This is a genomic window from Pseudomonas sp. MS01C9, assembly GCF_058202755.1.
Window position 1 is genome coordinate 158,108 of record NZ_CM177073.1, and the last position, 14,323, is coordinate 172,430.

A 14,323-nucleotide genomic window follows, 5' to 3' on the forward strand; every position below is an offset into this window, starting at 1 on the left:
ATGAACGATCACAACAACAATATTGCGTTGGACACCGCCATGACCACTACCACCATGACCATGATCCAGGCCCTGCGCTCGGCCATGGACGTGATGCTCGAACGCGACGACAACGTCGTGGTGTTCGGCCAGGACGTGGGTTACTTCGGCGGCGTGTTCCGCTGCACCGAAGGCCTGCAGAGCAAGTACGGCACCTCCCGGGTGTTCGATGCGCCGATTTCCGAAAGCGGTATCGTCGGCGTGGCGGTGGGCATGGGCGCCTACGGGCTGCGGCCGGTGGCCGAGATCCAGTTCGCCGACTACGTCTACCCGGCCTCGGACCAGATCATTTCCGAGGCGGCGCGCCTGCGCTATCGCTCGGCGGGTGAGTTCACTGCGCCCATGACCCTGCGCATGCCCTGCGGCGGCGGCATCTACGGCGGCCAGACCCACAGCCAGAGCATCGAGGCGATGTTCACCCAGGTCTGCGGCCTGCGCACCGTGATGCCGTCCAACCCCTACGACGCCAAGGGCCTGCTGATCGCCTCCATCGAAAACGATGACCCGGTGATCTTCCTCGAACCCAAGCGCCTGTATAACGGTCCGTTCGACGGCCACCACGACCGCCCGGTAACCCCGTGGTCGAAACACCCCTCGGCCCAGGTTCCGGACGGTTACTACACCGTGCCGCTGGACGTGGCCGCCGTCACCCGTCCGGGCAAGGACGTGACTGTGCTCACCTACGGCACCACGGTCTACGTTTCCCAAGTGGCGGCCGAAGAGACCGGCATCGATGCCGAAGTCATCGACCTGCGCAGCCTCTGGCCGCTGGATCTGGAGACCATCGTCAAGTCCGTGAAAAAGACCGGACGCTGCGTAATCGTCCATGAAGCCACCCGCACCTGCGGCTTCGGCGCCGAGCTGGTGTCGTTGGTCCAGGAACACTGCTTCCACTCCCTGGAAGCGCCCATCGAGCGCGTCACCGGCTGGGACACCCCCTATCCCCATGCGCAGGAGTGGGCGTATTTCCCAGGGCCGTCCCGAGTGGGCGCGGCATTGAAACGGGTCATGGAGGTCTGAATGGGCACGCACGTTATCAAGATGCCGGACATCGGCGAAGGCATCGCGGAAGTGGAATTGTCGGTGTGGCACGTCAAGGTCGGCGACATGGTGGTCGAAGACCAGGTGCTGGCCGATGTCATGACGGACAAGGCCATGGTGGACATCCCCTCGCCCGTCCATGGCCGGGTCATCGCCCTGGGCGGTGAACCGGGTGAAGTGATGGCGGTGGGCAGCGAGCTGATCCGCATCGAAGTGGAAGGCGCTGGCAACCTCAAGGAGTCGGCAGCGCCATTCGCTGCGCCGGCACAGCCCCAGGCGGCGAAACCTGCCCCGGTGGCGGCACCTGAACCGTCGCTGGAAAAACCTGCCGCAGCACCGCGCCCGGCGCCCCAGGCCCCTGTGGCCCGTGAGCCCGCCGAACGGCCGCTGGCGTCTCCGGCCGTGCGCAAACATGCCCTGGACCTGGGTATCCAGTTGCGCCTGGTGCAGGGCAGCGGCCCCGCCGGGCGTATCCTGCACGAAGACCTGGAAGCCTACCTGGCCCAGGGCTCGACACCCCCGGCCAAGGGCGGTTCGAGCTACGCCGAACGCCACGACGAACAGCAGATCCCGGTGATCGGCATGCGCCGCAAGATCGCCCAGCGCATGCAGGAAGCAACCCAGCGCGCCGCGCATTTCAGCTATGTCGAGGAAATCGACGTCACCGCCCTGGAAGAGTTGCGCATCCACCTGAACGAAAAACACGGCGCCAGCCGCGGCAAGCTGACCCTGCTGCCGTTCCTGGTGCGGGCCCTGGTGGTGGCCCTGCGGGATTTCCCGCAGATGAACGCCCGCTACGATGACGAAGCCCAGGTCATCCAGCGCTTCGGTGCGGTGCATGTAGGGGTCGCCACCCAGAGCGACGTGGGCCTGATGGTACCGGTGATGCGCCATGCCGAATCCCGCAGCCTGTGGGACAGCGCGACGGAAATCGCGCGCCTGGCCACGGCCGCCCGCAACGGCAAGGCCAGCCGCGATGAGTTGTCCGGTTCCACCATCACCCTGACCAGCCTCGGAGCCCTCGGCGGGATCGTCAGCACCCCGGTGCTGAACCTGCCGGAAGTGGCAATCGTCGGCGTCAACAAAATCGTCGAGCGGCCCGTAGTGATCAAGGGCCAGATCGTGATCCGCAAGATGATGAACCTCTCCAGCTCCTTCGACCACCGGGTGGTCGATGGCATGGACGCGGCGCAATTCATCCAGGCCTTGCGTGGCCTGCTCGAACAACCGGCAACGCTGTTCGTGGATCAATAATGGGAGCAGGCATGCAACAGACTCTGAACACCACGCTGCTGATCATCGGCGGCGGTCCCGGCGGCTACGTGACGGCCATCCGCGCCGGCCAGTTGGGCATCCCGACCCTCCTGGTGGAAGGCCAGGCGTTGGGCGGAACGTGCCTGAACATCGGCTGCATTCCGTCCAAGGCGTTGATCCATGTCGCCGAGCAGTTCCACCAGACATGTCACCACAGCCAGGGATCGGCCCTGGGCATCAGCGTATCGCCGCCCTCCCTGGACATCGGCAAGAGCGTGGAATGGAAGGACGGCATCGTCGACCGCCTGACCACCGGCGTCGCGGCATTGCTGAAGAAACAAAAGGTCCAGGTCATCCATGGCTGGGCGAAAGTGGTCGATGGCAAGACCGTCGAAGTCGGCGACACCCGTATCCAGTGCGAACACCTGGTGCTGGCCACCGGCTCGAAAAGCGTCGACCTGCCGATGCTGCCCATTGGCGGGCCGATCGTCTCCTCCACCGAAGCCCTTGCACCGACCTCGATACCCCGGCACCTGGTCGTGGTCGGAGGCGGTTACATCGGCCTGGAACTGGGCATCGCCTACCGCAAGCTGGGCGCCGAGGTCAGCGTCGTTGAAGCCCGGGAGCGGATCCTGCCCGCCTATGACGGGGAACTGACCCAACCGGTGCACGAAGCGCTCAAGCAGCTGGGCGTGAAGCTGTACCTCAAGCACAGCGTCGAAGGTTTCGATGCCCAGGCCAGCGCCCTGCAAGTGCGCGACCCCGAAGGCGGCACGCTGGACCTGCAGACGGACCGGGTGCTGGTGGCGGTCGGACGCAAACCCAACACCCAAGGCTGGAACCTCGAAGCGTTGAACCTGACGATGAACGGCGCCGCCGTGAAAGTCGACCACCGCTGCCAGACCAGCATGCGCAACGTCTGGGCCATCGGCGACCTGAGCGGCGAACCGATGCTTGCCCACCGGGCCATGGCCCAGGGCGAAATGGTTGCCGAACTCATCGCCGGCAAGGCTCGGGAGTTCAATCCGGCAGCCATTCCCGCGGTGTGCTTCACCGATCCGGAAGTGGTGGTCGTGGGCAAGACCCCGGACGAAGCCAAGGCCGACGGCCTGGACTGCCTGGTGTCGAGCTTCCCGTTCGCCGCCAACGGCCGGGCCATGACCCTGGAATCGAAAAGCGGCTTTGTCCGGGTCGTGGCTCGGCGGGACAACCACCTGGTCGTCGGCTGGCAGGCGGTGGGCGTCGGCGTCTCGGAGCTGTCCACCGCATTCGGCCAGTCCCTTGAAATGGGCGCACGACTGGAAGATATCGCCGGCACCATCCACGCCCATCCGACCCTGGGCGAAGCGGTGCAGGAAGCCGCGCTGCGGGCGTTGGGGCATGCGTTGCATCTGTAGCCGATCAGTTGCAGGTCAATGAGCTTGTGGCGAGGGGATTTACCCTCGCTGGACTGCTAAGCAGTCCCAAGACAGCGATATCGGTGTGCCCGACACACCGGCTTGTCGGATTTAGGGCTGCTTCGCACCTGAGCGGAGATTAATCCCTTCGCCACAGGGTTTTGTTTAATCCGGGGACAGGTTTTCACCCCGGGGATTGGTGTTACGGGCTGCGAAACAGCCCCGGAATGAAGTATTGTTGTGCCCATCCAAAAAACGTCAGAAGCCTTTAACCGTTTCGACGGTCGTCAAGATATAGAGGGTGTCATGGGTAACGAGAGCATCAATTGGGACAAACTGGGCTTTGACTACATCAAGACCGACAAACGCTACCTGTCGCACTGGCGCAATGGCGCCTGGGACGCCGGCACCCTGACCGACGACAATGTGCTGCACATCAGCGAGGGCTCCACCGCCCTGCACTACGGTCAGCAATGCTTCGAGGGCCTGAAGGCCTACCGCTGCAAGGACGGCTCGATCAACCTGTTCCGTCCTGACCAGAACGCCGCCCGCATGCAGCGCAGTTGCGCCCGCCTGCTGATGCCCCACGTGGACACCGAGCAGTTCATCGAAGCCTGCAAGCAGGTGGTCCGCGCCAACGAGCGCTTCATCCCGCCCTACGGCACCGGTGGCGCGCTGTACCTGCGTCCCTTCGTGATCGGCGTGGGTGACAATATCGGCGTGCGTACCGCGCCCGAGTTCATCTTCTCGGTCTTCTGCATTCCGGTGGGCGCCTATTTCAAGGGCGGCCTGACGCCACACAACTTCCTCATCTCCAGCTTCGACCGTGCCGCGCCACAAGGCACCGGCGCGGCCAAGGTCGGTGGCAACTACGCGGCCAGCCTGATGCCCGGCTCGCAGGCCAAGAAGGCGAGCTTCGCCGACTGTATCTACCTGGACCCGCTGACCCACTCCAAAATCGAAGAAGTCGGCTCGGCCAACTTCTTCGGTATCACCCACGACAACAAGTTCGTCACCCCCAACTCGCCGTCCGTGCTGCCGGGAATCACCCGTCTGTCGCTGATCGAGCTGGCCAAATCGCGCCTGGGCCTGGAAGTGGTCGAAGGCGACGTGTTCATCGACAAGCTCTCGGACTTCAAGGAGGCCGGTGCCTGCGGTACCGCAGCGGTGATCACCCCGATCGGCGGCATCAGCTACAAGGACAAGCTGCACGTCTTCCACAGCGAAACCGAGGTCGGTCCGATCACTCAGAAGCTCTACAAAGAGCTGACCGGCGTGCAGACCGGCGACATCGAAGCGCCGGCAGGCTGGATCGTCAAGGTCTGATCCCAGGCCATCGGTAACACACCAGGCTGTGTAAGCGACATCCTCAAAGCCCACTCCTGCATCAGCACGAGTGGGCTTTTCATTGCCTGTCGATCAGCGCAGACCCAGCGTAGGGGCGAGCCTGTTCTCGCTGCTCTCACCCACCTCCACGTGCGCATTGATACCGAACCGCCTCGCCATCTCCTTGCGCCCAATGGCGGTCAACCCCAACGCCCGGCTGTCCAGATCCTGGCTCAGCCACTGGCGCTTGAGCGCCATTTGCAACAACGCCGCCCCCAAGGCACCTCCCAGGTGAGGCCGACGCATGCTCCAGTCCAGGCAAGGGCAGGCGAATCGCCGTCGCTGGGTGGCAAGGGCCTGGGCATCGATGCCCAGCGCCTGGAACAACGCTTCACCCGACTCGCTCAGCCGATAAGCCTGCCCTTCCACGTCCACCAGCCATCCGGCTTCGAGCATGCGGTCATGCAGCCGCACCGCCAACGTGCCAGCCATGTGGTCGTAGCAGGTACGGGCGAATTGCAGGCGGTCCGGGGTTCGTGGGACGAAGGCCGGCGCGGCGTTCTGACCGATCACCATCAGCGCTTCAAGGGCCTGGGCCACGCGTTTGTCCGCAAGGCTGTAGTAGCGATGACGCCCCTGGACATGCAAGCGCACCAGGGCCAGCTCCTTGAGTTTCGCCAGATGGGCGCTGGCGGTGGAAGCACTGACCTCGGCAATGCTCGCCAGCTCTGTGCTGGTCCGGGCGTGACCGTCCATCAACGAACAGAGCATGCGGGTGCGTGCCGGTTCGGCAATCGCCGCCGCCACCTGGGAAACACCGAGATCGTGGTGCTGCGCATTCATATTTCGCTCCTGGACGAATCAAGCCATGCATCGACTGGAGATAGTAGCAACTCTTTCTTCATCCTCAACGAGGCAGCGCTTCATGGACCCCATCACCGCCGCGACTCATCCCGACCCCTATCCTTATTACGCAAGCCTGCGCGCCAAAGGCGGGCTGACCTTCGATCAGCAGGTGCAGTCGTGGATCGCCAGCAGCGCCGAAGCCGTATGCGCCGTGCTGCGTCACGCCGATTGCCATGTTCGCCCGCCCCAGGAACCTGTGCCGAAGGCCATCGCCGGCAGGCCCGCCGGCCAGGTATTCGGGCACCTGATGCGCATGAACGAAGGCGAACGCCAGCGCTGCCCCAGGTCGGCGATCGCCCCGGGTTTGCAGGACATCGATCGACAGCAGGTCAGGGCATGGGTTAGGGCCGGTTTTTTCGAGGATGGGGCCGCGGGCCTGCATCACGCACAGTTCATCGGACCGGTCGCCGTGGTGGCGGCGCTGTTGGGCTTCAGCCCGGCGGACAGCCGACTGCTCAGTGCACTGACGAGGGATTTCGTCGCGTGCTTGTCGCCCCTGAGCGACGCTGCGCAACTGCACGCCGCGCACCGCGCCACCGGTCAATTGCAGGTTCTGTTTCGCAAGCGAATCGAGGCCAACGATTCGGCCAGCGCCTGGCTCACAGGCATCTGCCAAGGCTTCGCAGGCGTCGCGCCGAACGACCTGGTCGCCAACCTGATCGGGCTGCTCGCGCAAACCCACGAAGCCACCGCCGGCCTGATCGGCAATGCCCTGCTGGCGCTGATACGCGATCCGGCGTTGCTGCACAGGATCAGGGAGGAGCCGACGCTAATCGGCCCGTTACTGGCCGAAGTCCAGCGCTTCGACCCTCCCGTACAGAACACCCGTCGCTTCGTTGTCGCCCGCTGCGACATCCTCGGCGTGTCCCTGGAACCGGGGGAGGCAATCGTGGTGTTGCTCGCCTCGGCCAATCGCGATCCGGCCCTCAACCCACAGCCGGACCTCTTGCTGACGGACCGCCCCAATCGCCGCAGCTTCAGCTTCGGTGCCGGGCGCCATGAATGCCCGGGGCAAACCCTGGCAATGGATATCGCCGCGGCCTCCCTGGCGACGATCCTCGAGCGAGCCCCCCAGCCGGACCGGCTGGACTGGCGCTACCTCCCTTCGGTCAACGGTCGCATCCCGGTGTTCAGCGACCGCCCCTGAAAGGCGCCCCACAAAGGCGCTCAATCGTCGCGGGTCAGTACTTCCAGCAGTTCGATTTCAAAGATGAGGTTGCTGTTGGGCTTGATGTGGGCACCCATGGACCGCTCGCCATAGGCCAGGTGGGCCGGCACCAGCAGCTTGCGCTTGCCACCGACCTTCATGCCCATCAAGCCCTGGTCCCAGCCCTTGATGACACGACCGGTGCCAATGACGCACTGGAAGGGTTTGCCACGGCTGTAGGACGAATCGAATTCGGTACCGTCTTCCAGCGTGCCGCGGTATTGAGTGGTGATCAGCGCCCCTTTGACTACGCTTTTACCGTCGCCCTGCTCCAGGTCGATGATTTGCAATTCTTCGCTCATGGCCATTTTCCGTTGGGTTCGAGGCGCGGTTTTTCGCAGAAATCCACGCGCCTGGCAAACTTTTATGGCCAGCGGCTTCGCTGCGGGAGGGAACCGCAGCGGCCGCCCTGGTTCACATGGGTATCGACCCTGCATTTCAGATAAGGATGTTCTGATGATCGAATCTCGCCCTCTTCATGGCTTCATTCCGCCCTATATCCTCAACCGCATCATCGCTCACGGCTCCGAACAGCAGCGCTCCAGCGCCCTGGGCACCCTGACCCATGTGCGCAGCCTGCGGCACAATCCCGGCCCGCCCCACACCCCTCCCGTCGCTGCAGCACTGGCAAGGCCGGGCAAGCCCGGCCATCCTCAGCGCAGCGTGCACGACGCACAGAACAGCATGGAACTGCCCGGACAGCCCGTGCGCCTCGAAGGCCAACCGGCCAGCGGCGACCCGGCCGTGGACGAAGCCTACGATGCCCTGGGCGCCACCTACGATTTCTTCTGGAAAGTCCTGGGCCGTGACTCCATCGACAACAAGGGCTTCGCCCTGGTAGGCACCGTGCATTACGGCCAGGGCTACGAAAACGCCTTCTGGAACGGCGCGCAGATGGTGTTCGGCGACGGCGACGGGGAAATCTTCCAACGCTTCACCCGCTCCCTCGATGTGGTGGCCCACGAGCTGGCCCACGGCGTCACCGAAAGCGAAGCGGGCCTGATCTATGCCAACCAGTCCGGCGCCCTGAACGAATCCGTCTCCGACGTGTTCGGCGTGCTGGTCAAGCAGTTCGTGCTCGAACAGACCGCCGACCAGGCAGACTGGCTCATCGGCGCCGACCTGCTCACCGACAGGATCAACGGCGACGGCCTGCGCAGCATGTCCAACCCCGGCACGGCCTACGACGATCCGTTGCTGGGCAAGGACCCGCAGCCGGCGCATATGCGTCAGTTCGTCATCACCCGCGAGGACAATGGCGGCGTGCACATCAATTCCGGCATTCCCAACCGCGCCTTTTATCTGGTGGCCACCGCGCTGGGCGGATTTGCCTGGGAAAAGGCCGGCCGAATCTGGTATGACACCTTGTGCGACCGAAAACTGGCCAACGACGCGTCCTTCAGTGCTTTCGCCCGCCTGACCGTCGAGCACGCCCGCCAGCGGTTTGGCGAGCGGGAAGTGCAAGCGGTGCAGGATGGCTGGGCCCAGGTGGGCGTCGACCTGACTGAGGAGAGCTGATGAAGAACCTTCCAGACCTCGACGACAAGGCCGTGGTGCGGCTGTCACGCCAGGGCGGCGTGGCGGCCATCCATGCCCTGACCCGGCCCCGGGAGATCGAGTTCGCCCAATGCGACCTCGACCAGCGAACGCGCATCTGCTCGGTCCTGGAGGGCTGCCTGCCGCTGACCTCTTCCACGCCCGGGCGCGGCGACCAGCGTTTCTTCCAGATCGAGGTGCGCTACCGCACCAACGACCAGGACGACGAAATGGTGCTGCAGGTGCCCGAGGACCGGGCACCCGGCGAATTGATCCAGTTGTGGGACAAGGGCGAAGTTATCTGATGACCCCGGGGTTGTACGAAGAGTTGCCCAGGGCACTTTTCGTACAAAGCCTAACGCGTGGCCGGAACGATCTTGACGATGGCGCCCGAGACGGTTTCGATCAGCAGGTATTTGTCGTCGATATGCACCCATTGCTGCTCGCTTGTCGGCTGCTCGAGCTGCTTCTGCTTCCAATCCTTCACGGCCCTGTCGGCGCGCTGGTAGTCCGCCGGCACGCGGTCGTTCTCCACCAGCCTGCGACCATTGCTTGGCGAATGCTCCAGGGCATCGCCGGTCTTCTCGACTGCCTGGGCGGCAGGCCCGAGGGCGGCGAGGCCGGCGATCAGGAGCAGGCTGGCGGTCAGGGTTGGTTTACGCATAGAAAAAACTCCAGTTTTGCGAGGGACTGAAGCTGGGACTTCGCCAGCGACGAATCATTCCATTGGCTGTAGCCGTGGCGAGGGAAGCTTGTGCCCTCGCCACGGGATATAGTGACCACCCCTTGGACATCGGCCCTCACCATGACGACCCCGACCACTGCCTCCCCTGCCCTCAAGGAAATCTTCAACGCCGCGCGCCTGGAACACATCGCCAGCCAAATGAGCGCGGTGTACCCGGCATTCGATGCCAAGGCCTTCCTGCGCATGGCCAACGACGGGCTGGCCGAGTTGTCGGTGATGCAACGCATGGCCCGGGTCAGCGAATGCCTGCATGCGGTGCTGCCCCTGAGCTATGAAGCCTCGCTGGACGTGCTGCGGGACCTGGCCCCGCGCCTGAACAGCATGTTCGTCAGCATGTTCCTGCCGCACTATGTCGCCTGCCATGGCCGGCACGCCTTCGAGCTGTCCCTGGACGCGCTCAAGTATTTCACCCGGTTCGGCTCTTCGGAATTCGCGGTGCGGCACTTCCTGCGCGATGATCTGGAACGCTGCCTCAAGGTCATGCACACCTGGGCGCTGGATCCCAACGAGCACGTACGACGCCTGGCCAGCGAAGGCAGCCGTCCGCGGCTGCCGTGGTCGTTTCACCTGGAGCCGATCCAGGCCAACCCCGAGCTCACCGCCGCTATCCTGGAGACCCTCAAGGCCGATAGCAGCCTCTATGTGCGCAAGTCCGTGGCCAATCATCTCAACGATGTGACCAAGCAGCATCCCGACTGGGTGCTCGACCGGATCGAAGGCTGGCCGCTGCAAGACCGCCATACCGCCTGGATCGCCCGACATGCGCTGCGCAGCCTGATCAAGCAGGGCGATCCCAGGGCGCTGGCCGTCATCGGGGTCGGCGGCAAGGCCCAGGTCCAGGTTTCGGAATTGAAGGTGACGCCTGGGGTGATTCGCCTCGGAGACCAGATCACGCTGTCCTTCAAGGTGCAATCCACCCTGGAAAAGCCCCAGCGCCTGGTGATCGACTATGCCATCGATTATGTGAAAGCCTCGGGCGGCACCTCGGCCAAGGTCTTCAAGCTAAAGACCTTCGATCTGCCGGCCCACGGCTGCGTCGCCCTGAGTCGCTCCCAATTCATCCGCGAGCTGACCACTCGCCGGCACTACGCGGGCCGGCATGCGGTGCACCTGCTGGTCAATGGCGAGCGATTGGGCAGCACGGCGTTCGATATCCTTGGGTGACGCCCAGTCAGACCGCCACCATCCGTGGCGCCTGGCGGATATTCTGCAGGAAACGCTCCGCCGGCAACGGATGGCCCAGCAGGTAGCCTTGCAACGAATCGCAGCCCAACCGGGTCAGGAAGCTCTGCTGCACATCGGTCTCCACACCTTCGGCGACAATGCGCAGGCCCAGGGCCTGGCCGAGGGCGACAATGGCCGAGACGATGGCCGCATCGTCGCTGTCATGCTCCAGGTCACGCACGAAACCGCGATCGATCTTCAATTCATTGGCCGGAAGGCGCTTGAGGTACATCAGGCTCGAATAGCCGGTACCGAAGTCGTCGATGGACAAGTCCACGCCCATGTCCGATAGCTGTTGCAACACCGTCATGCTCGCATCCGCGTCGCTCATGGCCGTGGTTTCAGTGATTTCCAGGGTCAGGCTGTTGGCCGGCAGGCAGTGCGTCGCCAGCGCCGTGGCCACGCTTTGCACCAGGCCCGCGTGGCAGAACTGCAACGCCGACAGGTTCACCGCGATGCGCCAGTCGGTATAGCCGAGCACGTACCATTCGCGCATCTGGCGGCAGGCCTCGTTGAGCACCCATTCGCCGATGGCGATGATCAGGCCGGTCTTTTCCGCCAGGTCGATGAAGGTATCGGGCATCAACAGGCCCTGGGTCGGATGAACCCAGCGCAACAAGGCCTCGGCACCGACCGGACGACCGTTGGCGGCGTCGAACTTGGGCTGGTAATGCAGGCTGAACTGCCGCTGTTCGACGGCGATACGCAGATCCTGAAGCAGTTGCAGCTGGCGGCGGGCATTGCTGTTCATCGACGCGTCGAAAAAACTGTAGCCGTTCTTGCCAGTGCCTTTGGCGTGATACATCGCCGCATCGGCATTCATCAGCAACTCTTCGGCGCTATGGCCGTTGCCCGGATACAGCGCAATGCCGACGCTGGCGGAAATCTGCAGCTCATGCTCGGCGACCCGGAACGTACGACCGATCAACCCCACCTGGCGCGCCGCCAGCCGCAAGGCGTCATCCGCTTCGGCCAATTGCACCAGCAACACGAATTCGTCACCGCCAATTCGCGCCAGGGTGTCCTGGCTGCGCAGGTCTTCGCGCAGGCGCAGGGCCACCTCGCGCAACAACAGGTCACCCATGTGATGACCGAAAGCGTCGTTGACCGGCTTGAAGCCGTCCAGGTCGATGAACATCAAGGCAAAGCAACCACCCTGCTCCCGCACCCGGTACATGGCCTGGCCGATGCGGTCGGCCAGCAACACGCGGTTGGGCAACCCGGTCAGGGGGTCGTGCAAGGCCAGCTGGGTCAATTCCCGGTTGGCCAGGGTCAAGGATTGCGCCAGCTCCGCGGTGCGGGCTTCCAGGCGAGCGTCGAGTATCGATGTCAGCAAGGCAATGGACAGCACCGCCAGGGTCGTGATCAGCACCAGGTTGTCCAGGCCCTTGCCGCTCAATCCGCCAAGGGCGCCGCAGAAACTGCCCTCGCTGAACCGTGCCCCGGCCATGCCGGTGTAGTGCATGCCGACAATGGCAATGCCCATGATCACCGCCGCGCCGGCACGTGCCAGTCGTACGTGCGGCGTGTTCTGGCGCAGGCGAAAGGCGATCCACAAGGCAGCCGCCGAAGCCCCCACCGCGATCACCAGCGAGGCGCCGAACAGCGTCGGGTCGTAGTCGATCCCCGGCTGCATCTGCAGCGCTGCCATGCCGGTGTAGTGCATGGCACTGATGCCGGCCCCCATGAACAGCGCGCCGAAAGCCAACTGCCAGGCAGGCAGCCGGGGCTGGCTGACCAGCCACAGGGCGAAACCGCAGGAAAGGATGGCGATCAGCAACGACAGCGCGGTGATCGAGACGTCGTAGCCAAGCTCTATGGGCAGGGTGAACGCCAGCATGCCGATGAAATGCATGGACCAGACACCCACCCCCATCGCCAGCGCGCCACCGGTCATCCACAACCGGGCGGCGCGCCCCTGGGTGGTGGCGATACGGCCGGCCAGGTCCAGCGCGGTATAAGATGCCAGGACAGCGACCAGGAGGGAAATCAAAACAAGGGCGGGGGAATAACTGCCGATAAGCATGGATGTTTTCTCGTACTGAAGCCGAACTGCCTCCATGCCCGGTTTAGGTTGCGATTGTACACAAGCGCGCCGCAGACGCATCGCCACAAATATCAAAAAGCCATTATTTGCGACGAAAGACACTTCGCGCCCCAGCCCCTGATGGCGAGCGCTGGCTGACTCGCATTCAAGAAGTGCCTGCCGATATGCACGTTGCCGATCGGGTCTGGTGCCGACTCATTGGTCTTGCAAAAAAACACCCTGATCCAAAGCCTGTTTGGCTAAGCTGGGGAGGCCTTATAAGGAGATTGCAGCCATGCCAGTGCACGACACCCGAACCACGAACACCGCGCTGCTGGTGATCGACGTACAGAACGATTTCATCCCAGGTGGCCAACTGGCCGTTCCAGGGGGCGATGAAATCGTGCCGTTGATCAACCGGCTGGGCCGCTCATTCAGGCAGGTCATTCTCGCGCAGGACTGGCACCCTGCCGGGCATGCCTCGTTTGCCTCCAGTCATCCGGGCAGACAACCTTTCGACCTGATCGAACTGCCCTACGGCGAGCAGAAGCTCTGGCCCGACCACTGCATCCAGGGTACCCAGGGCGCCGAGCTGCACCCGGCACTGGACCTGCCCCACGCACAGCTGATCATTCGCAAGGGGTGCAACCCGGGCATCGACAGTTATTCGGCCTTCATGGAAGCTGACCGCCAGACTCCCACCGGCCTGACCGGCTACCTCAAGGAACGCGGCATCGACACCGTATACCTGGTGGGCCTGGCCCTGGATTTCTGCGTGATGTTCTCGGCCCTGGATGCCCGGGCGGCGGGGTTCAATGCCTTCGTGCTGCTCGACGCCTGCCGGGGTATCGACACCGAGGGCTCGATGGAATCGGCAATCCGGCGGATGCAGGAAGCGAACGTAGAGCTGATCCAGTCCAGCGTCCTGACAGGCTAGGCTCTGGTGTCCATGTCCTTCCTGCCCCGTACCCACCCACGTCTCTGCGCCGCCGCACTGTTGGGGATGACGGCGGGTGTGCTGGCGCCCGCCGACTCGGTCATCGGCAGGATCCTGATCGGCTGGAATGTCGGGGTCTGGACGTACCTGGCATTGATGTTCTGGCTGACCGTGAAGGCCAAGGCACCCGATGTCCGGCGCATCGCCGAAATCGAAGACGAGAACGCCGGGCTGGTCCTGCTGATGGTCTGCATCGCGGCACTGGCCAGCCTGGCGACCATCACCCTGGAACTGGCCGGCAGCCGTGACCTGCAGGTATCCGGCAAGCTGCTGCACTATGGCTTCACCGCACTCACGGTGCTGGGTTCATGGTTGCTGATCGGCGTGATCTTCAGTGTCCACTATGCACGACTGTATTACACCTGGGACGGCAAGGAGCCGGCCTTGCGCTTCGCCGAAGGCCTGACCACGCCCAACTATTGGGACTTCCTTTATTTCTCGTTCACCATCGGCGTGGCGGTGCAGACCTCGGACGTGGGCGTCGCCACCCGGCAGTTGCGCAAGATCGTGCTGGCACAATCGTTGATCGGCTTCGTGTTCAACACCGCGATCCTGGGGTTCTCGATCAATATCGCGGCGGGGTTGTTCGGGTGAAAGGGACCGCTTCGCGCTCCTGCGGGGATAA

The 14,323-nt window shown here is 63.8% G+C and carries 14 protein-coding genes; 10 read left to right on the forward strand and 4 right to left on the reverse strand.

The features are described from left to right. The 4 genes from AC1M7R_RS00715 (at position 1) to AC1M7R_RS00730 (ending at position 5,057) form a co-directional block, all read left to right on the forward strand. Complete coding sequence (locus tag AC1M7R_RS00715) at positions 1-1,059, forward strand: alpha-ketoacid dehydrogenase subunit beta (RefSeq protein WP_490610150.1); 1,059 nt, start codon at positions 1-3, stop codon at positions 1,057-1,059. Continuing rightward, positions 1,060-2,334: a dihydrolipoamide acetyltransferase family protein gene (locus tag AC1M7R_RS00720; protein WP_123595952.1), complete on the forward strand. Its 1,275-nt coding sequence runs from the start codon at positions 1,060-1,062 to the stop codon at positions 2,332-2,334. It begins immediately after the preceding gene. A gap of 11 nt (positions 2,335-2,345) precedes the next feature. After that, a complete protein-coding gene (gene lpdA, locus AC1M7R_RS00725; protein ID WP_490610151.1) occupies positions 2,346-3,731 on the forward strand; it encodes a dihydrolipoyl dehydrogenase in 1,386 nt (461 codons plus the stop codon). A 306-nt stretch (positions 3,732-4,037) separates the two neighbouring features. Continuing rightward, complete coding sequence (locus tag AC1M7R_RS00730; protein WP_072399006.1) at positions 4,038-5,057, forward strand: branched-chain amino acid aminotransferase; 1,020 nt, start codon at positions 4,038-4,040, stop codon at positions 5,055-5,057. A gap of 93 nt (positions 5,058-5,150) precedes the next feature. Here the strand turns inward: AC1M7R_RS00730 and AC1M7R_RS00735 are convergent, their stop codons facing one another. Then, positions 5,151-5,900 carry an ArsR/SmtB family transcription factor gene (locus AC1M7R_RS00735; protein WP_072459641.1) on the reverse strand — a complete coding sequence of 250 codons (750 nt, stop codon included), beginning with the start codon at positions 5,898-5,900 and terminating at the stop codon, positions 5,151-5,153. A gap of 82 nt (positions 5,901-5,982) precedes the next feature. Here AC1M7R_RS00735 and AC1M7R_RS00740 point away from each other — a divergent pair, with 82 nt between their 5' ends. Next, positions 5,983-7,110 (forward strand): cytochrome P450, encoded by a 1,128-nt coding sequence (locus AC1M7R_RS00740; protein WP_490610152.1) that lies wholly within the window; start codon positions 5,983-5,985, stop codon positions 7,108-7,110. 20 nt (positions 7,111-7,130) lie between these two features. Here AC1M7R_RS00740 and AC1M7R_RS00745 read toward each other — a convergent pair whose 3' ends face one another. Then, a complete protein-coding gene (locus tag AC1M7R_RS00745; RefSeq protein WP_072399009.1) occupies positions 7,131-7,472 on the reverse strand; it encodes an FKBP-type peptidyl-prolyl cis-trans isomerase in 342 nt (113 codons plus the stop codon). Positions 7,473-7,626: 154 nt separating this feature from the next. Between AC1M7R_RS00745 and AC1M7R_RS00750 the strand changes: the two genes are divergently transcribed. Together AC1M7R_RS00750 and AC1M7R_RS00755 are read left to right on the forward strand one after the other, a co-directional pair. Continuing rightward, positions 7,627-8,688, forward strand: a complete 1,062-nt coding sequence (locus AC1M7R_RS00750) for a M4 family metallopeptidase (RefSeq protein ID WP_490610153.1) — start codon at positions 7,627-7,629, stop codon at positions 8,686-8,688. Beyond that, positions 8,688-9,011, forward strand: a complete 324-nt coding sequence (locus AC1M7R_RS00755) for a protealysin inhibitor emfourin (RefSeq protein ID WP_072432302.1) — start codon at positions 8,688-8,690, stop codon at positions 9,009-9,011. The genes AC1M7R_RS00750 and AC1M7R_RS00755 overlap by 1 nt, the downstream gene beginning before the upstream one ends. A 50-nt stretch (positions 9,012-9,061) precedes the next feature. On the opposite strand, the gene AC1M7R_RS00760 is transcribed toward AC1M7R_RS00755, so the two are convergent. After that, entirely contained in the window at positions 9,062-9,370 is a 309-nt protein-coding gene (locus AC1M7R_RS00760; protein WP_072432301.1) for an RcnB family protein, read from the reverse strand. Positions 9,371-9,511: 141 nt separating this feature from the next. Here AC1M7R_RS00760 and AC1M7R_RS00765 point away from each other — a divergent pair, with 141 nt between their 5' ends. After that, positions 9,512-10,615 (forward strand): DNA alkylation repair protein, encoded by a 1,104-nt coding sequence (locus AC1M7R_RS00765; protein WP_490610154.1) that lies wholly within the window; start codon positions 9,512-9,514, stop codon positions 10,613-10,615. A gap of 7 nt (positions 10,616-10,622) precedes the next feature. On the opposite strand, the gene AC1M7R_RS00770 is transcribed toward AC1M7R_RS00765, so the two are convergent. Beyond that, positions 10,623-12,701, reverse strand: coding sequence for a putative bifunctional diguanylate cyclase/phosphodiesterase (locus tag AC1M7R_RS00770; protein ID WP_083526399.1), 2,079 nt, complete (start codon positions 12,699-12,701; stop codon positions 10,623-10,625). Between the two features lie 295 nt (positions 12,702-12,996). Between AC1M7R_RS00770 and pncA the strand changes: the two genes are divergently transcribed. Further along, positions 12,997-13,638: a bifunctional nicotinamidase/pyrazinamidase gene (gene pncA, locus AC1M7R_RS00775; protein ID WP_072399014.1), complete on the forward strand. Its 642-nt coding sequence runs from the start codon at positions 12,997-12,999 to the stop codon at positions 13,636-13,638. 12 nt (positions 13,639-13,650) lie between these two features. Next, a complete protein-coding gene (locus tag AC1M7R_RS00780) occupies positions 13,651-14,292 on the forward strand; it encodes a DUF1345 domain-containing protein (protein WP_490610155.1) in 642 nt (213 codons plus the stop codon). Positions 14,293-14,323 lie beyond the last annotated feature (31 nt).